Annotated in this window: 15 protein-coding genes, 1 tRNA gene and 1 pseudogene; 14 read left to right on the top strand and 3 right to left on the bottom strand. The window is 49.9% G+C overall.

The annotated features are described in order from the left end of the window. Positions 1-9 precede the first annotated feature (9 nt). The 12 genes and pseudogenes from AB1K62_RS00470 (at position 10) to AB1K62_RS00415 (ending at position 7,776) form a co-directional block, all read left to right on the top strand. Positions 10-330, top strand: coding sequence for a YdaS family helix-turn-helix protein (locus AB1K62_RS00470; RefSeq protein ID WP_367000361.1), 321 nt, complete (start codon positions 10-12; stop codon positions 328-330). 98 nt (positions 331-428) lie between these two features. Then, positions 429-923 (top strand): phage regulatory CII family protein, encoded by a 495-nt coding sequence (locus tag AB1K62_RS00465; protein ID WP_367000359.1) that lies wholly within the window; start codon positions 429-431, stop codon positions 921-923. Next, positions 920-1,117: pseudogene (locus tag AB1K62_RS00460) on the top strand (ogr/Delta-like zinc finger family protein); the annotation flags it as partial. The gene AB1K62_RS00465 and the pseudogene AB1K62_RS00460, both read left to right, overlap by 4 nt. Beyond that, entirely contained in the window at positions 1,118-1,267 is a 150-nt protein-coding gene (locus AB1K62_RS00455) for a hypothetical protein (protein WP_367002077.1), read from the top strand. It abuts the pseudogene before it with no gap. A gap of 62 nt (positions 1,268-1,329) precedes the next feature. After that, the gene (locus AB1K62_RS00450; protein ID WP_367000358.1) at positions 1,330-1,731 is read left to right on the top strand and encodes a hypothetical protein; all 402 of its coding nucleotides are present in this window, start codon (positions 1,330-1,332) and stop codon (positions 1,729-1,731) included. Next, entirely contained in the window at positions 1,731-4,421 is a 2,691-nt protein-coding gene (locus AB1K62_RS00445) for a toprim domain-containing protein (protein ID WP_367000356.1), read from the top strand. Before AB1K62_RS00450 ends, AB1K62_RS00445 begins: the two co-directional genes overlap by 1 nt. Before the next feature lies 1 nt (position 4,422). Continuing rightward, on the top strand, positions 4,423-4,977 hold the full coding sequence (locus AB1K62_RS00440; protein ID WP_367000355.1) for a hypothetical protein: 555 nt from the start codon (positions 4,423-4,425) through the stop codon (positions 4,975-4,977). Between the two features lie 172 nt (positions 4,978-5,149). Further along, a complete protein-coding gene (locus AB1K62_RS00435; protein WP_367000353.1) occupies positions 5,150-5,512 on the top strand; it encodes a hypothetical protein in 363 nt (120 codons plus the stop codon). Beyond that, positions 5,509-5,817: a hypothetical protein gene (locus AB1K62_RS00430; protein ID WP_367000352.1), complete on the top strand. Its 309-nt coding sequence runs from the start codon at positions 5,509-5,511 to the stop codon at positions 5,815-5,817. The genes AB1K62_RS00435 and AB1K62_RS00430 overlap by 4 nt, the downstream gene beginning before the upstream one ends. Further along, complete coding sequence (locus tag AB1K62_RS00425; RefSeq protein ID WP_367000351.1) at positions 5,814-6,617, top strand: DNA methyltransferase; 804 nt, start codon at positions 5,814-5,816, stop codon at positions 6,615-6,617. The genes AB1K62_RS00430 and AB1K62_RS00425 overlap by 4 nt, the downstream gene beginning before the upstream one ends. Continuing rightward, a complete protein-coding gene (locus AB1K62_RS00420) occupies positions 6,614-6,973 on the top strand; it encodes a helix-turn-helix domain-containing protein (protein ID WP_367000350.1) in 360 nt (119 codons plus the stop codon). Before AB1K62_RS00425 ends, AB1K62_RS00420 begins: the two co-directional genes overlap by 4 nt. A gap of 104 nt (positions 6,974-7,077) precedes the next feature. Next, a complete protein-coding gene (locus tag AB1K62_RS00415) occupies positions 7,078-7,776 on the top strand; it encodes a site-specific integrase (protein WP_367000349.1) in 699 nt (232 codons plus the stop codon). 57 nt (positions 7,777-7,833) lie between these two features. Here AB1K62_RS00415 and AB1K62_RS00410 read toward each other — a convergent pair. Beyond that, a tRNA-Thr gene (locus tag AB1K62_RS00410) sits at positions 7,834-7,909 on the bottom strand. A 214-nt stretch (positions 7,910-8,123) separates the two neighbouring features. Here AB1K62_RS00410 and AB1K62_RS00405 point away from each other — a divergent pair. After that, on the top strand, positions 8,124-9,473 hold the full coding sequence (locus AB1K62_RS00405; protein WP_367000347.1) for a hypothetical protein: 1,350 nt from the start codon (positions 8,124-8,126) through the stop codon (positions 9,471-9,473). A gap of 178 nt (positions 9,474-9,651) precedes the next feature. Beyond that, positions 9,652-14,331, top strand: coding sequence for an NAD-glutamate dehydrogenase domain-containing protein (locus AB1K62_RS00400; RefSeq protein WP_367000346.1), 4,680 nt, complete (start codon positions 9,652-9,654; stop codon positions 14,329-14,331). On the opposite strand, the gene AB1K62_RS00395 is transcribed toward AB1K62_RS00400, so the two are convergent. Together AB1K62_RS00395 and AB1K62_RS00390 are read right to left on the bottom strand one after the other, a co-directional pair. Next, on the bottom strand, positions 14,328-15,536 hold the full coding sequence (locus tag AB1K62_RS00395; protein WP_367001993.1) for a DUF445 domain-containing protein: 1,209 nt from the start codon (positions 15,534-15,536) through the stop codon (positions 14,328-14,330). The genes AB1K62_RS00400 and AB1K62_RS00395 overlap by 4 nt on opposite strands. A 95-nt stretch (positions 15,537-15,631) precedes the next feature. Further along, positions 15,632-18,787: an efflux RND transporter permease subunit gene (locus AB1K62_RS00390; protein WP_367000344.1), complete on the bottom strand. Its 3,156-nt coding sequence runs from the start codon at positions 18,785-18,787 to the stop codon at positions 15,632-15,634. Between the last annotated feature and the right edge of the window lie 11 nt (positions 18,788-18,798).

Genomic DNA, 18,798 nt, shown 5'->3' with positions numbered 1-18,798 from the left:
ATAGCAACCATGGTTGATACATCTACACCTTATCTTGCTCTAAAAGAGATTGAACGTCGCGCTGGTTCAATGGCTTCCTTGGCGCGTGGACTCGGAATTTCCACTACCGCAGTCTGGAAATGGTTTCAGTCGACGAAGCGCATGCCTCCAGAACATGTTTTGCGCGCCGAGAAACTTTACGGCGTATCTCGTCACGATCTTCGCCCAGATATATACCCACGGAATTATCCCCCAGCACCTGACACTGAACCTGATCTCGAAATCCGTTTCCACGGAACGGATCAAGGGAATGACAGCCGGATGTATCTTGCTGACCGGAGGGTTGCCTGAATGTCGATATCGTCTTCATATCCACTCAATACAGCCGGTGGGCATAATCTGTCTGCGAAACAATCCGACAATCGCTTTCGTGCGGCGGGGAAGCAATCATGAGCGAACGTAGCCAAGTCGAGCTGCCCGTCAATGAACAGGCCCAATCACGCGCTGCGCGCCGTTTGATCGAAACCGTTGGCGGCATTGCACCGGCGGCAGAATTTACCGGCAAGTCCGAAGCGCAATTGTCAAAATATTCACGGCCCAATTACGCGGAGTCTATGCCGATTTCCGTTGTCGAGGAACTGGAATCCCTCACACACGGCAAACAGGGGCATCCTCACGTCACCAGCTATCTGGCTGGCCGCGCCGGATACGTCCTTTTCAAAAAGCCCGAAGTTAAAGCAAACCGCAGCGATATGCTGCACTTGCTGGCTATTCAGTCAAAGGAAGGTGGCGAGATTGCTAATGCCGTTTGCCGCGCACTTGCGAACGATGGCGAGATTAAAGGCAAGGAAATCCTCGATATTCGCAAGGAAATTGCCGATCTGATCCGTGTGGCTGTGAGCATGGATGCCGAACTGGAACTAATGGAGCAAGACGGATTATGAGCGCATCAAAAGCCTCGACCGCCACACAACACCCGCCCCCTATCAGTGAGCGCGGCAAAAGCACCCTGCGAGAAATATGCCCTATATGTCATGACCGCGCCCGTGTGCGCAGCAGCACGATGGTAACACCTACGGTGCGGGATTTGCATATTCAATGCATGAACACAGATTGCGGCGCGACTTGGAAATCGCAGATGCAAGTCGTTTATCTGCTTTCACCCAGCGCCATCGACAATCCTGATATCGATATTCCGATGGCTCCTGCCGGTGTGCCGCGAAAAACATATCTACCACCGGGCGAAGAGGCACCGGACCCACGCCAAATACCCATGTTCGAAACCTAATCCACCCGAAAATCTGAAACCAGAATTGAACGGAAAGCCGCGCTTTTCCGCAAAGGATAACTATGTCTACATTACCCCTGAAATCAACATCGCCGCGCCCGACATTACAGCAACGTAATGCAGCGATAATCGCCATGTTCGACGGCGGTAAGAACCCAATGGAAATTGGTCAAATCTACGGTCTGCAAAGCAAAACCGTTGCATTGATCCTGCGCCAGCACAATCGCCAAACGCGATCAATGACTATAGCGCCCAAAATATTGGACCGCCCCTATGAAGTGAAGAACAATCTCCAGCAGCGGTCGGAAAACATTGATGCGAACAGGGATTATCTGCGCGCTGTTTTCAGCTTCCACGCCCGTCGCGGCACGATGCCACCCGGTATGCACATCACTGACTTTTACAAACGCCTCGACCAGTATCAAATCCAAATCCCCGCCGATCTGCATGAGATCGCACTCTAATGGATTTCAAGGGGCAAATAATCAAGGCGCTGCAACAGCGGTACCGCTTCAAAAAGACCGGCGGCAACTGGATGCAAGCGGGCGAATGCCCGGAATGCGGAAAGTGGGAACTATTTTGCGCTGCTGACGATCCAAAAATTATCCGATGCAGCCGGTCGGACAAATGCGGGTTTGAAGATAGTGTTCGCAATATTCTCCCTGATCTGTTCGAGGATTGGTCAAAACGCTTTGAAGCAACCGAAAGCGACCCTAACGCCGCTGCCGACGCATATCTTAGTCATGAGCGCGGCCTCGACCTGCAGGGATTGCGCGGCGCTTATACGCAGGAAGTCTATAAGGACTTCCAAAGCGGTGCCACTGGCGCAACGATCCGTTTCAAATTGCCGAACGACACTTATTGGGAACGGATTATCGACAAGCCCGGTCGCTTTGGCAAAAAAGCGCATTTCCAAAAGGGCGGTAGCTGGCGCGGCCATTGCTGGATGCACCCGCAAGATGATTTCGCTGCACTGGCTGCAATGGATGAAATCTGGATTGCAGAGGGAATATTTGATTCCCTCGCATTGCGTACTGCTTTTGCCGGACGCGAAACCAATCGCGCTACGGTTTCGGCCATGTCGGTCAATGTCTATCCCGAAAAATTCTTTGCCGAGCTGCAAAAGGCGATCTTCGATGGGCCGACACCAAAGAAACGACCTGAAATTATATTTGCGTTTGATGTTGGTTCCGCAGGCGTCCGCTACACCAAGAAATTTGTCCAGCAGCTAAGCGATGAAGGCTGGGAAACCAAAGCGGCACAGGTGCGCCCAGATGGCGAAGGAACCAAACTCGACTGGAACGACCTGTGGCTGCGCCATCGCGATTGGTCGGGCGAGGAAGAAAAATCACCGTTGGGCGAAGTCGCGATCAGTGAGTTTCTGTATAATGGCGCAATAACGGTAGCGACCACTGCACGGGATAAAGCCAAACTGATAATGGCGCACAAGCTTGAAAATGGCCGGGCTTCCTACCGCAGCTTTGAATTTCGTCATAACAATCAGCTATACTGCGCCAAGATGTCCAGCGAGACAGAAGATCAGGCCGGAACACTGATTGTCACCGAAATTGCTAACTGCGCCTTCAATATCCTTTATCGTGAACGTGACGAAATACTGGACGAAACCAGCTACTTCATTCGCATTGACTTCCCCACCAAGCAAAAAACAGAAAAGGCACGGTTCAGCGCTGCCGCCTGCGCGACTAGTGCCGAATTCAAAAAGCGCCTCATGGCATTTGCCGGGATGTGGTCTGGTACTGCCGAGCAGCTCGACCGCATCATGCGTGTTCAAACACGGGATCTGAAAACCGTCGAGCCGATAAACTTCACCGGCTACAGCGCACCCCATAAAGCATGGGTACTGGGCGACATCGCCGTACGCGATGGCAAGGTTATCACGCAAAACCGCGAGAATTATTTCGATTTGGGCAGAGATGCTGTCAAACGCCGGTCAAGCCAGAACCTGCTCGATATCACCTATGATCCTGACAAGCTGCAATTCGACTGGATAGAGGACATCTGGACGGCATGGGGACCAAAGGGGCTGATCGCCTTTGCTTTTTTCTGCATGAGCGCCTTCGCAGTCCAGATACGCGAAAAGCATAAATCACTCGGTTTCCTTGAAATCACTGGCGAAGCGGGATCCGGAAAATCTACTTTGATCGAAGCCATCTGGCGGTCATTCGGTAGATTTGGTTATGAAGGATTAGACCCGAATAAAGGTACAGTCGCCTTCCTCGCCCGTTCCATGATGGGCGTTTCCAATTTACCAGTCGGCCTGATCGAGGGAAACCGGGAACAAGGCCGCACCAGCCACGGTAAACAGTTTGATTGGAATGAACTGCTGACCCTCTTCAATGGTCGCTCACCTCGTGGCACGGGCATGAAATCCAGCGGCAATGAAACCAGTGAACAACCGTTCCTCGGCTCGGTATATCTCATGCAGAATGACCCGATTGACGCAATGCCAGCGGTGTTGGAACGCATCATGTCCATGCGGATCGACAAAGCCAACTGGTCGGAGGAAACCAGTGCTGCCGCAATTCGGATTGAACGGATGCCAATGGAAACCATGTCTGGAACATTGGTCCATATAATTCGGCAAGAAGCCGATTTTCTGCCATTTTTCTTCAAACAATTTGAACATCATAATAAAACCATGCGTGGCCGCGTCTCTGGACTGACCAACACCCGCTGTATCAAGTGCCACAGCCAATTAGCCGCGGCACTCGAAGCCCTACCGAACATGTTCCCGGTCATTAAGCCCCAATGGGTGAGCGCGACACTTGCCGAAGTCGATAATATGGCTCTTGCGCGGCAGCTTTCTTCAGGTGGCGATCATCCAACGGTCGCGGACTTCTGGGAAAAGGTCGATTATATTTTGCGCGGCGAGGATGACGATCGGCACGAAAAAGGCACCAGCCTCAACAAGCATCGCAAACCCGATCAATATATCGCGATCAATCTTCCCCATTTTGAAGCAGCTACGCAAAAAGCCATGCTTCGCACACCCGACATGGAGCAGCTCAAACGCCTACTCCGCAATTCACAATCCCGCAAATATATCGAAACCAAACCCGTCAATGCGCCTGACGGTAAAGTTTATCGATGCTGGGTATTTGAGCAACCTGACCACGTCGAAAGGATTATCTGAAATGATAGACCTGGCTGGACCAAACGAGCGTGACTGGATGGGTATCATATCGCCCGAACCGCCAACCCTGCGCGGCGATCATCACGCCATATTGGATCAAGCCAGACAGATGCTGGCGACCCGCAAACGAAAATTGCCTTACCTCGTTCATCAGCGAAAAATGAAAAAGCAAGATGCGGACCATCAAATCGCGATCTTCACCTTCATTGTCGAAGATTGGGAATGGATCGTCACCGGCAAAGGCCAGCGCGCATGTTCCACCAACTATCAGGATCGCAAGGATCAACTTGATCAAAGCCTGTCGACAATTGCGGAAATTGCCAAAGAAAATGGATTTGATGAAAAGCTGGAGCGGCAAGCCCAGCTTGTGATCGCGATGCGCTGGCATCTGGAAAAGAAGCATTTTCGCAAAGACGTTTACTGGCTTGCCGCCACCACTCACGAACTACGCAATCAAGCCAAATTCCGCATTCATAACGGAACCAACGCGCTCGATCCGATCACCGATAACAACAGAAGGGGAGGACATCATGCCGTTCAAAAATACGCCGCTTAGCGTCAATCAGAGGATGCACAGCAACTGGTGCAAATGCCGGGACTGTCACCCGCGAATGCCGGGCGAACATTCTTTTTGGAATCCAAGCCCGCCAATCGCTCTGATCGGCTTCATCATCGCAGTAACCGCAATTGCCATCAATTATTTCAGCTTCGCATAAAGGAAAATGAATATGACCAATCAATCAAAAATAGCCTGCTTAGCATGGGTATGCAAATGTGGTGAAACCGAACATCGACCAGAGGGCATGGGCAAACCATCTGACTGGCATGTCATCGAAACCGATGGCGAACAAGAATTACTGTGCGGTGGCTGCACCCTTCTGGCGTCCTACTATGGCAATACCGATGAAACAGCAGGTGACGAAAAAGCATACGAACCTGCAACCGGCACAGTCATCTGCGAAGTGAAACCCGGCGTAAATACAAACCTGTTCCTGCGCCTTGGGATCTATGTCGATATATCCGATCCGGACTGCAGCCGTATTTCTATCAATGATGTTGCTTTCCTTGGCAGCGAAAGGATAGCAGCATGAGCACCAGTCATTCCCGCATCACAAGCACGGACATTCTCTATTCTGCATGGCTTGTATTTGATGACAAAGGCGGCTTGCGCCTCACTCGTGGCATACCGCAAATTGATCGTTACGAACGGCGTATTAAACTTGATGCCACCCTGCCCAAATCACTGTTCCGCGAACCGGAACTGAAAGCGACAATCAAAGTCCCACCAAATGATCAAAGCACTATGGCCATAGATATCGAAGCCGCAACTACCGCTCTGCAAGGCGCTCTAGGCTGCGACATCGATCTGAAAATCCACGATTCAGAAGAAAAATGATGTGGGAACTCCCCCTCGCCGATATGCGGCCATTCAACCCAAAGCCGACCGTAATCGGCGTTGACACGGCCAGCTCACCCGATGTTAGTCTAGCCCAAATCGGCCCGCACAGGCTCTATTGCGGCGATGCTTACCAAATCCGGCCAACATTGGGCTGGATGGACTGTGACTGCATGGACCCGCCATATTTGTTCGATAATTCTGGCGGCGGTCAATGGCGGAAAAATCGAGGGAATAGCGACCAAATGATAGCCGAAGGACTGACCAGCGGCTTTGATCACACCATCATAAATCCAAATCGCTGTGGTCAAGCCGTGGTTTTCTTCCATGCTGACCAGCGTCACGATCTGGAAGGCTATCTGAAGCAGCAATTTCACCGTAACATACTGATGCACTGGCAAAAGGAAAACCCGGCACCGCATCACAATAAGAACCTGATCGCAGATATAGAAGAATTCTTCATGTGTTGGACCGAAGATGGCGCTCGCGACTATTTCCTTGCGTGGCATCGCGGCCACCATCCCGCCGGTCAGGAACATCACGACTTCCACCGCTACGTCACCGCGCCGGTGGCCCCAAGCAAAACGCACGATCACCCCACTGTGAAGCCTGAAAAGGTCATGGACAAAATCATGTGCAACATAGCGGGTCAAACCGTCTGTGATCCGTTCATGGGAACCGGCAGCACGGGCGTTGCCGCTATCAAAACCGGAAAGACCTTTACCGGCATCGAGCATAACCCGAAGCATTTCCAAACAGCCATCCGCCGCATAAGCGAGGCATTTGAAGAAAACATATGATCGATCCGCCGTTTTCTCCCCAAACTCTTGCAAAACGATGGAACTGCACTCCGCAGTTCATCCGTGATCTGGTCGAGGCCGGAGAATTGGACTATTTTAAGCTGGGAAAGAAACTGATTCGCATTCCGGCGGCAGCAGTGGTGAGGTTTGAATGCGAAAATCTGATCAGAGAACACTCGAGCTCGAACGGAAATGGCGGCTCCGCGAGCATAGAGGAAAATTCGTTGTCGTCTGGGACCGAGCTGCCGGACAATCACCAGCTCGAATATCGACTGGGACGAATGACCGTGGGCTCGCCGAAGCTATCGCTGGTCGTATCTGGAACGCCCACCATAAACCCAAAAGTGGCCGATTAGATGATCTCTGGCCGATTTATGAATCGGCCCGATCGATCGACATTGCTCTTCCAGACAATTTGAATTTCATGTGGCGGGTATTACAGCCGCATTTCGGCCATCGCTTGGGTACAGCCATAACCAAGGATGACTGTCGCGCTTATTATATGGCGCGCAATGCGCTTGGAAAATCAAATTCTACGATCAGAACCGAATTGGCTTACCTGCGCGCATGTCTCAATTTTCACTATCCAAACAATGTGCCTGATATTTGGCTACCTCCGCCTTCTAAACCGCGCAGCCATTGGCTGAAAAGGGAAGAACTGTCGCAAATATTGGAGGTGACCGACACACCGCATATACGGCTATTCATCATTCTGGCTGTTACAACAGCAGCCCGAATGTCCGCTATACTGGATCTGACGTGGGATCGCGTAAATTTTGAAGAGCGAACAATCGACTATCTTCCTCCTGGGCGGCACAAGTCGAACAAGGGCAGAACCATTGTTCCTATTAACGACCGGGCGCTCAATGCCCTCAATGAAGCATATCGCGGGCGGCTAACCGATCACGTAATAGAACATAACGGTAAACCCATAGCTAATGTCAAAAAGGCACTACAAAATGCCACCAAACGCTCAGGCATACATTGCAGCGCCCACGTCTTTCGCCACACAGCCGGAGTCTGGATGGCACAAGCCAATGTCCCGATGGAAAAAATTTCTCAATATATGGCGCACACTACGGTGCAGGTAACAGAACGCCATTATGCGCGCTTTTCACCCAGCTACATGCGCGACGCCAGCGAGGCTCTGAACTTCTAACCGGTACATATGTACCGGTTAGAAGTTCGTGATTTTCCGCTAAGTCCTTGAAAATACTGGTGCCGCTTAGAGGACTCGAACCTCTGACCCCATCATTACGAATGATGTGCTCTACCACCTGAGCTAAAGCGGCGTATAATCGGATGGGCAGATTCCATACGGCCAACCGGTTACCGGACGCGCCTTTAACAGCCACTCTGCCCGGTGACAAGCCTGACAATGCTATTGGCTGCGTATTTACTGACATTATTATCCACAGACAGAAGAATTGTTCTTAGGTTTTACCGGAAATTAACCATGGCCGGGTCAAAATGGGGGCGGAACGAGTAAAATTTGTAGGATATAGCATGGACAATCTTCGAAACTCTAATGAGAACAGTGGTTTAGGCGGGGGTTTTGACCCTGACTATATCGCTTATGAAGATGATGATGTGACGACTGAGACCCCTCCGACTATAGGTCAGGACGAGCGTCGTATGCATGTACGAGCATATAATTACTGGGCCAGTCTGCTTGGTGAACGACAGTTTCCCAGCGTCGAAGACCTCACACCAGAATCAGATGATGATTTTGGCCCCAACAGCGTTCTGCTTGATTTTACAAATGGTATAGAAAAGCCGGCAATCCAGTTCCTAGGCAAATCTTTGCGTCAGGAATGTGGGCTGGATGCAAATATCACGACGATAGACCAGATTCCGGCACGCTCGCTCCTGTCACGGATCACAGACCATTATTTGCAAATTATCGCTAATCAGGCCCCAATCGGCTTTGAGGCCGAGTTTGTGAACCAACGGGGCCAGACGATCATGTATCGCGGTATTCTTTTGCCATTCTCAACCGATGATGACACGATTGATTTCATCTACGGTGTGATTAACTGGAAAGAAGTTGTTGCGGATGACTATGCTCAGGAACTTGAAGATCAAGTGGCAGAGGCCATGCGCTCGGCCCCGGAAAGATCTAATGCCGGGCCGGTATGGGCCGATGGACCAATATCCAATCAACTGGAATTGACCGCGCAAGACGCTGCAGCAGCAACAGCTCTACTTGGCAGTAATCTTGTTAATCATGATAAAATTTGTGAACAGCCCGATGAACAGGCAAATCTGGTTGACTGGCTTGTCGCCGCACGCAGTAGCGCAGATAATGCGGCGCATAACGAACAACGCAGCCGGATCGCGCTTTATACTGCTATAGGGCAGGCTTATGATTTCTATCTAATGACTGAAAAGCATCCGGCAGATTATGCAGAGCTTCTCAAAGAATCCGGATTGAAGATGCAAACGCGCGCACCAATGACTCCCATCGTCAAATTGGTGTTTGGCGCGCAATATGACAAAACCAGACTGACCGAATATGCAGCCGCTCTGCGCTATGCGAAGCAGGCCGAAATCACTCGAGGTACATTTTCCACCTATCTCAACGATCATGAAGGTGGTTTGAAAGCCATTGTCCAAGCCGAACGAAAAGCGCGTAAATCCAAACAGAAGTCAACCAAGACTATCGTTCAGAAAAATGAGGTGCTGGAGCGGTTACGCACAGCCCCAGTCCGCCAGCTTAGTGAAATTGATACCGGAGATGAGGAATTTGTGGTACTTGTCGCGCGGCGGGATGACAGTGGAAAGCTATCTATTGTCGGGCCTGTTCTCGGTGATGAAAAACTGACCACCAAGGCACTTAAACAAACCAGCGTTTAACCTACCGAATTTTCTCAGGCATAGTTACCCGTGTAACTAATATATCACATTGAACAGCTATTTAACCTGTGTGCTGTAATTGCTGGTCAATCACTCTTGAGGAAGGCAGATATCAGGCCCATAAGAATCTTAATACAGCAGGAAGATCAATCCTCGCTGGATCAATTTGGGGGAAGCCATGACCGGTCGCCGTAACGCAGAAGCAGAAAAAGCCACAAATTCAGCTGCCGGCAAAAAACTTGTCCAGAAATTAGTTAATGCTTTTCAGGAAAGCGCCCTACCCGGCGAAAGCACCGGTCTTAATGACAAGGCGTATATAGAAGCCGTTAATTTTGTGCTGGAATGCGGTTTGCACCGGGAAGATTCTCAAACGAAATTGCTTCTTGAAAGCGTTATTAGCGCCAAAGGTCGGCGGCATCTGCGCCTAGCTATAATCAATGACGATATGCCGTTTCTAGTCGACTCGGTTTGCGCGACGATAGCCGGATTTGGTTTGAATATCGAAAGGCTGATCCACCCTGTCGTCGGTGTAAAAAGAAATGATAAGGACAAGCTGACCGCCATTCACAATAATCCTGATAGTGGAGAAAAGCGTGAATCCATTATCTACATCGAGCTCGAACGCACCGACGCCAAAACACGTCGTACATTAGAAAAAACACTTCGCAGCAACCTGAAAGACGTGGCTGCTGCGGTTACTGACTGGCAAAAATTGCAATTTGCTTTGTCCGAAGATGCAAAAACTATACCCGAAGGCGAAGGAACCGCCCTAATACATTGGTTTCTGGACCGGAATTTTACATTGTTAGCCCACGAAACGGTCGACAAACAAGGAGACCGCACAAACCTACTAGGCGTTTCCCGTATGCAGGAATCTCCTGTACTCTCGGCTGAAAGCCAGAAACGTGCCTTTGACTGGTTCAAGTCGGGCGGCCATGCCCCTCTGATTATCAAATCTAATCAGATTTCTACAGTGCACCGTCACGTGTTGATGGACATCATCATCACACCAGTGAGAGAAAAAGATGCTTTGATCGGCCTTTCGATAACTGCTGGCCTGTGGACCAGTGCTGCTCTGGCCGCGCCACCGGAAGAAGTGCCGGTGTTGCGAACACAAATGAGCAATCTGTTCAATAAATTTGAATTTTCAGCCGCCGGGCATGCAGGCAAGTCCTTGACCCACGCGTTGACTGCCCTGCCCCACGATCTTCTGATAACATTTCAACAGGAAGATTTGGAAAAGCTTGCGCTGATATCCATGTCTCTCATTGATCGTCCGAGACCCAAATTATACACGGTCATGTCTCCGCTCAATCGACATTTGTTTGCATTTATCTGGTTGCCACGTGAACGGTTATCGACCGCGCAGCGAGAGAATATTCAAGCGCTATTGACGAACGCGACGGGCGCCCGGATTTTAAGCTGGGCCAACACATTGGATGAAGGCGGCCTATCTTCTCTACGCTATATATTAGATATGAGCGTGGACAGCAATAAACCCGATCCGGAAGCGCTTGACCGACAATTGGAAAACATGATCCGCGGGTGGAAGCCCAAAGTGGAAAGCTATCTTAGCGAATTTGTACCGGAGAACCGGGCCGCAGTATTAGCCCATCGCTATGCTGACTGTTTTCCAGCAATCTACCAGTCCACCTATGATGAAAAAGAGGCATCTCGCGATATTATGCGTCTTTTTGAACGGGAGCGAGACGGTAAAAAATCTACGCGCTTATACCAACTAGAGGGCGATGCTGACCATTTACTGCGCCTGAAAATTTATCATCTGGGCGGAGCATTGCCATTGTCGGATGCTGTTCCGACACTTGAAAACTTTGGGTTTTCGGTTTTGGAAGAAATGCCGACGCCGCTTGATAATGGGCGCCTGGGTTATATCCATGATTTCCAGCTGACCTTGCATCCGGATGCCCGAGATGATCTGATCGCACGAGCATCTGAAATCGAAGACGCCATCACCAATGTTTTGGAAGGCGGCGCGGAAAATGACAGCTTTAACCAATTGATTACAACAACGGGTATCAGCGCCGAATCGACGATCTGGATACGGGCATGGTTTCGCTATTTGCGCCAAACCGGGATGAGCTATGGCATTGCCACTGTTGTCGAAGTGCTGGCTGAGGCTGGTAATGTTACTCGAGCAATGATCCGATTGTTTACATCCTTGCACGATCCGGATTTTGATGGTGATCGGGATAAAAGTGCGGCTGAAGCTATCAACACGGTCGAAAACGGCTTAATCAAAGTGACTAGCATTGATGATGACCGCATATTGCGGTTGTTTCGTGCAGTAATCGAATCGACACTGCGAACCAATGCTTTTGCACCTTCAGGACGCGAAGCACTCGCTTTCAAAATTGAAGGCGCAAAAATTCCTGACCTCCCTGCTCCAGTGCCTTGGCGTGAGATATTTGTTTATAGCCCGCGGATAGAAGGTATCCATTTGCGGGCAGGACCTGTCGCTCGCGGTGGTTTGCGATGGTCAGACAGACGCGATGACTTCCGCACCGAAATTCTGGGACTAATGAAAGCCCAGAGGGTCAAAAATGCTGTGATTGTCCCTGCCGGTGCCAAAGGCGGTTTTTATGCCAAGCAATTACCATCTGCCGATGATCGTGAAGCCTTTATTGAAGAAGGAAAAGCGTCGTACAAAATATTTATTCGGGCACTTTTATCAATAACTGACAACATCAAGGACGACACAATCATTCCACCCAAGCAAGTGATGCGTTTGGATTATGATGACCCTTATTTTGTAGTCGCAGCTGACAAAGGCACAGCCAGCTTTTCTGATATTGCCAATAGTATCGCAATCGAGAATGAATTTTGGTTAGGTGATGCTTTTGCTAGTGGTGGCAGCAATGGCTATGATCACAAAGCGATGGGGATTACCGCTCGTGGGGCATGGATCTCGGTACAGCGCCATTTTGCGGAGATGGGGGTCGATGTTCAAAAAGATCCGATCTCGGTCATCGGGGTGGGTGATATGTCGGGTGATGTATTTGGTAACGGCATGCTATTGTCAAAATCGCTCCGCATCGTAGCAGCCTTTGACCATCGCCATATCTTTATTGATCCCGATCCCGATCCCGCTACAAGCTGGAAAGAGCGCAAGCGGTTGTTCGCTCTCCCAGGTTCCAGTTGGGATGATTATGATAAAAGTTTGATCTCCAAAGGGGGCGCGGTTTTCTCCCGCAAATCAAAGGCGCTGAAAATAAACCGGAAGATTGCCGAACTATTCGGCTTTACTGATGAGAAAGAAGTTTCTCCGACTCAGCTTATCTCGGCTATTCTGACCAGCAAAGTCGATTTGCTGTGGTTTGGTGGTATCGGAACCTATATCAAGGCGTCGAGCGAAAATCATGTTGAAGTTGGCGATCCATCCAATGATAAAATCCGCGTTGATGCCGATAAATTACAGGTCAAAGTTATCGGTGAAGGGGCTAATTTGGGTGTTACCCAAGCGGGACGCATTTCATTCGCTTCCCGCGGCGGACGTATCAATGCCGATTTCATAGATAATAGCGCAGGCGTCGATTGCTCTGATAATGAAGTAAATATCAAGATTGCGCTCAACGACGAAATGGTAAATGGTAAGCTGACTTCTGTCGCACGCAACAATTTACTCAGCAAGATGACAGACGATGTCAGTGTACTGGTCCTTGAAGATAACCGGCTTCAGGCTCTTGGCCTTTCGATTGCCGAGAGAGGAGGAAAGAAGACACTACCCTCGTACATTCGATTAATCGAGTTTCTTGAAGAAAAAGAAGCGCTCGATCGCACTGTTGAAGGGCTAGCATCTAACAAAGAACTGTTCCGCCGTGAACAGGAAGATCGCGGATTGTATCGGCCTGAGCTTGCAGTGCTGGTTTCCACGGCAAAACTTGTGTTGCAGGAAGCGATTGAAAACAGCAACCTCGGCGATGATCCCGCTTTAGATAACGAACTGCTCAATGCTTTTCCGGAAATCATGCAGAAAAAGCATAAAGATGCCATCCTCAATCATCAGTTACGTAAGCAACTTATCGCCACAAAATTAGCAAACCGTATGATTAACCGGCTCGGTCTCATTGATCCATTTGAACTGGCCGAGGAGGAAGGAGCTCCGCTTGGCGAAGTCGCGGCTGCCTTTGTGATGGCTGAGCGGTTATTTAACGCCGACAAGATATGGACTTCATTTGAAAATGCAAAAATAGGTGAAGATGTTCGCCTGTTGGCTTTTGACCGTTTCGCCTATGTACTGCGTTCTCATATGGCTGACCTTATGCGTATAGGCCTTTCTCAGGGCTCTATTGATGAAGCTGTAGAAATGCTGGCTCCTGGCGTGAAAAAGCTGAACGATAATGTTGACGATCTGATAACTGCCCATGGTAAAGTGGAGGCAACCCAGCAAACCCGGCAGTTGATTGAAGCCGGTGCAACAAATGACCTTGCCCAGACAATCGTGAATATCTACAAAAATGATGGTGCAGCCGGAATTGCATTTCTCGGGAAATTTCGTGAAATTGATGCAATTGACGTCGCCGCTGCATTTACCAAATTGGGTAGCCTGTTGAGACTGGACTGGGCACAGTTAACGGCAACGCGGAGTAATCCGTCCGATCCTTGGGATCGCTTGCTGGTTGCTGGTCTTGCCCGCGATTTCCAGCAAATGCGGCTGGATTTTTTCAGACGGGCGCGAAGCAAAGATCTGGATCAGTTTATGGATAGCTGGGCTGAAAAAAATGCTGAACGTGTAGATCAATTCCAAAAAATTATTGATCGCGCGAAATTATCCAGCAAGCCATCAATTGCCATGCTGGCGCAAATTGCCGGGCAAGCACGAATATTATTGTCCCGCTAATAAATCCAATAGCTGAGACTATGGAGTATAACGCCGACTAGACCGCCAACCAAAGTTCCATTCACGCGGATATATTGTAAGTCACGGCCTACTGCATTTTCAACGCGATCGGTAATCGTTTGCGCGTCCCACCCGCGAATGGTGTCAGAGACCAGCTTCACGATATTGTCACCATAGCTTGCGACGACCCCAGCGACAGCTCGCCGGGCAAAACGGTTAAGCTGCCGGTTGAGTAGCGGGTCCTGTTGCAAGCTTTGCCCCAATTGCATCAAAGCATCCCCGAAATGACCAGCCATCGCTGCTTCTGGATCACGCGACGCTTTTAAAAGCGCTTCACGGCCACTTTCCCACATACCATCAATCCAATTCGCAATGGCGGGGTTTTCTATCATTTCGAGCTTCCAGTCATTCACGCGCTGCCGCAGTTCGGCATCTGTCTTTAACTCTTGCGCTAGCTGCTCCATGGCTTCTTCAGTCTTGGTCCGCACCGGATGCTCCGGATCAGAAGCCATATCGGCGAGTAGTTTATAAAGTCCGTCAACCACCTCATTGGCTAAACGGTCATCCAACCCCGTCCAGCGCAGCACGACATTTGCACGGTCATGGACGATAGCACGGATGACATGTTCATTCGCATCAAGTGTCCTGTAAGCCCATTTAATCGTCGAATCTATGAGAGGACCGTGTCGGTTTTCGGCCATCACAGATTCTAGAATCTGTCCCATCGGTGTCGCCAGGTCCAACTTTTTGGCCTGTGTTTTGACAGCCCCTTTGAACATACTGCCCAGCCGGTCCTGATCAAGCGAGCCGATAATATCACCTATCAGCCGAGAAGCTCCCATTCTTAGTCGCCCCTGCCCTCCGCTCGGTGCTTTTAAAAACCGGCCGACACCGCCAGCCAGATCCATAGCTTGCATCCGTTGTGCGACGATTTTTGAGACCAGAAAATTATTCTTCAGGAAGTTTGCAAGCGTATCTCCGATGCGGTCCTTATTACGTGGAATAATAGCCGTATGGGGAATAGGCAGACCCATTGGGTGGCGGAACAAGGCCGTGACTGCAAACCAGTCTGCTAAACCACCGACCATCGCGGCTTCAGCGAAAGCACGGACAAACCCAAGCACCGGATGCACGGTTTCATAAGATTTGGCAGTGAAATATATTACCGCCATCATCACCAGTAGACCAGTGGCAATGATTTTCATATCGCGACCAGCATTATTTGTACCTAAACGAATAGATGACGAACCAGATGCCCGATCGCTATTGGACGTAGACGCTATTTTAGAGGAAAGTGATTTCACTCGGCTGGCTGGACCCTTGCTTTATCTTCTGCGTCATCGCCGGGTTTATATGTTAGCAAGCTATTGCGTAACCAAGGACCAAGGCGCCGCTCCAAACCATCAGCGAGACTGAAAGCTGCCGGAACTATCACGAGCGTAAGCAGGGTCGATACTATCAGCCCCCCGATCACCACGATACCCATCGGAGCGCGCCAAGCACCATCACCGGATAATGACAGAGCTGTCGGCACCATACCCGCCGTCATCGCGACAGTGGTCATCACAATAGGCTGTGCTCGTTTATGGCCCGCGTCCATGATTGCCTCAAACTTAGGAACACCTTTCTGCATTTCGACAATCGCGAAATCGATCAACAGAATAGAGTTTTTACTGACAATGCCCAGTAGCATAAGAACCCCGATCAGCACCGGCATCGATAGTGATTGACCAGCAATCCAGATTAGGAATATGCCGCCCAGCGGAGCTAATGCCAGAGAACCCATATTCACCAACGGAGACATAAGGCGTTTATACAGTAGAACCAACGTAGCAAATACAAGCAATATGCCGGAAATAAGCGCAATAATGAAATTGACAAATAATTCCTGTTGCCACTCATCTTCTCCGAATGGTGCATTGGATACACCAGTGGGCAGATTTTTCATGATTGGTAACTTGTTGATAGCGGTCATTGCTTCGCCTTTGATAACATCAGGCGCAAGATCGGCTCCAATAAAAACCCGGCGATTCTGGTTATATCGCTGGATCGTCGTCGGTCCGGAACCAAAACTAACTTTAGCAACCCGGCTTAAAGGGACGGTGCCGCCACTAGATGTGGGAATGGGCAGGTTTTCAATAGTCGTTAAATTCGTACGCGATTGCTCCGGAAGCATAACGCGAATTGGGATCTGACGATCTGATAGCGAGAATTTCGCGGCATTCTGATCAATCTCACCGAGCGTTGCAATTCGAATAGTTTGACTGAGCGCCGCCGTAGTCACACCCAATTTAGATGCCAGGCTGGTATATGGTTCGATCAGGACTTCAGGCCTGCTGAGATCGGATTCGACGCGCGGTGATCTAATCAGGTTAATATCATTCATTTGCTCAACCAACTGCAGTGCCGCCTTATCCAGCAATTCAGGGTCTGAGCCGGTTAGCATGATCGATATATCCCGTCCGGTTCCACCACCGCCACCCTGCGACTGAAATGAAATGCGGGCGTCCGGTATCTTCTGAAGCAGCGGGGCCATGCTACGCTCAAATTCAATCGAGGTTTTGTCCCGCTCTTTTTTGTAGTTAACAAATACAGTTGCATTTGTTTCCCGCACGCGGGTCAATGCACGATCAACTTCCGGCTGTTGATACATCAGTTCGGAGACCTGATCGGCAATTTTTTCGGTCTGTTCCAATGGAGTACCGGGGACAACTTCAATCTGAACCCGGCTGGAGTCTTCATTGATAGTAGGCTGGAACTGGGCAGGTGTGATTGCGAACAAGATCACGGTCAACACGAACGCAAAAAAACCGATTCCCATCAACCATATTCTGTGGTCCAGAAATTTGGCAACAAAGCGACGACGCAGCCCGCCGCCTTCGGCATATTTACGTGCGGCTGTCTGGTCCAAACACCAGTTCAATAGCCACATATAGCGGTCCATCCAAACGCCTTCGCCATGTTCGGCATGCCCTTTGGATTGCAGAAAATAAGCCGCGATCATCGGCGTAATCATCCGTGCAACCGCTAAACTCATCAAAACGGAAATGACCACAGTGATGCCAAAGTTCTTAAAAAATTGACCAGAGATACCGGGCATCAAACCGACAGGAAGAAAAACGGCGACGATACAAAAAGACGTTGCGACAACAGGCAAACCGATTTCGTCCGCTGCATCAATTGATGCCTGATAAGCTGTTTTCCCCATTCGCATGTGACGCACGATATTTTCAATTTCCACAATGGCGTCGTCTACTAACACGCCTGCAACAAGGCCGAGCGCGAGAAGGGAAAGAAAGTTAAGGTTGAACCCCATCAAATCCATAAACCAGAAAGTCGGTATTGCGGATAGTGGAATGGCAATCGCAGAAATCAGTGTAGCTCGCCAGTCGCGTAAAAAGAGAAAAACCACTACCACAGCCAAGAGAGCACCTTCGACCATGGCTGCCATCGAACTTTTATACTGCATTTTAGTATAATCGACGCTGCTACCAAGGCGGATAAACTCGACTCCGGGGTTTTCTTCAGCAATCTGGTCCATAACCTCGATTGCGCCTTCATAAACAGTCACATCCGATGCACCGCGTGCACGGTTCATGGAAAAATTCACGACCTCTACGCCTTTGACTTTGCTGATCGAACTGCGTTCGCCAAAAGCATCCTTCACGTCTGCTACATCAGCAAGTTTTATCGTCTTGTCACCGCCAAGAGAAATTCGTGTTTGGGAAAGAGCATAGGCATCTTCAGCATTTCCCAGAACCCGGACAGATTGCCGCGCACCGCCAACCTCTGTGCGGCCACCTGCCGCGTTAACATTCACCTGACGCAAAACCGAGTTAATCTGATTGGCAGTAACTCCAAGCGCCTGCATCCTGGCCGGTTTCAAAATCACGCGAATTTCACGGTCCACACCGCCAAATCGATTTACTTCTGCCATGCCTTCCACGGTGAGAAGCTTTTTGACCACGGTATCATCAACAAACCAGCTCAGCTGTTCTACAGTCATATCATCGGCTTTGACCGCGAAATACGCTATAGCATCGCCAGCGACATCCACTTTGGAAATCTGCGGCTCCAATATACCATCGGGCAAAGAGCCGCGCACCTGATCGACTGCATTTTTTATTTCATTGACGGCCTCGTTTACATCAAAGCCTATTTCAAATTCGACAAAGGTCCGGCTACTGCCCTCGCTGGCCGTGGAACTAATATTTTTAACACCGCTAATGCTGCGAACCGCAGACTCGACTAGTTGCGTTATCTGGTTTTCAATTTCGGTCGGAGCAGCACCCGGCTGGGAAATATTGATACTGACAGCAGGGAATTCAACATCCGGATTATTGACCACGTCCATCCGGTTGAAGCTCAACAGACCTGCTAACAGCAACGCAGTAAAAATAACGAGTGGAATGACCGGATTGCGGGTAGACCATGCAGAAATATTGCGGAGGTTCATGAATTAATCTT

The sequence above is a fragment of the Parasphingorhabdus sp. JC815 genome, from assembly GCF_040717415.1.
In the GTDB taxonomy this organism is placed as follows: Bacteria; Pseudomonadota; Alphaproteobacteria; order Sphingomonadales; family Sphingomonadaceae; genus Parasphingorhabdus.
This window is presented reverse-complemented; position numbering and strand designations above follow the sequence as displayed.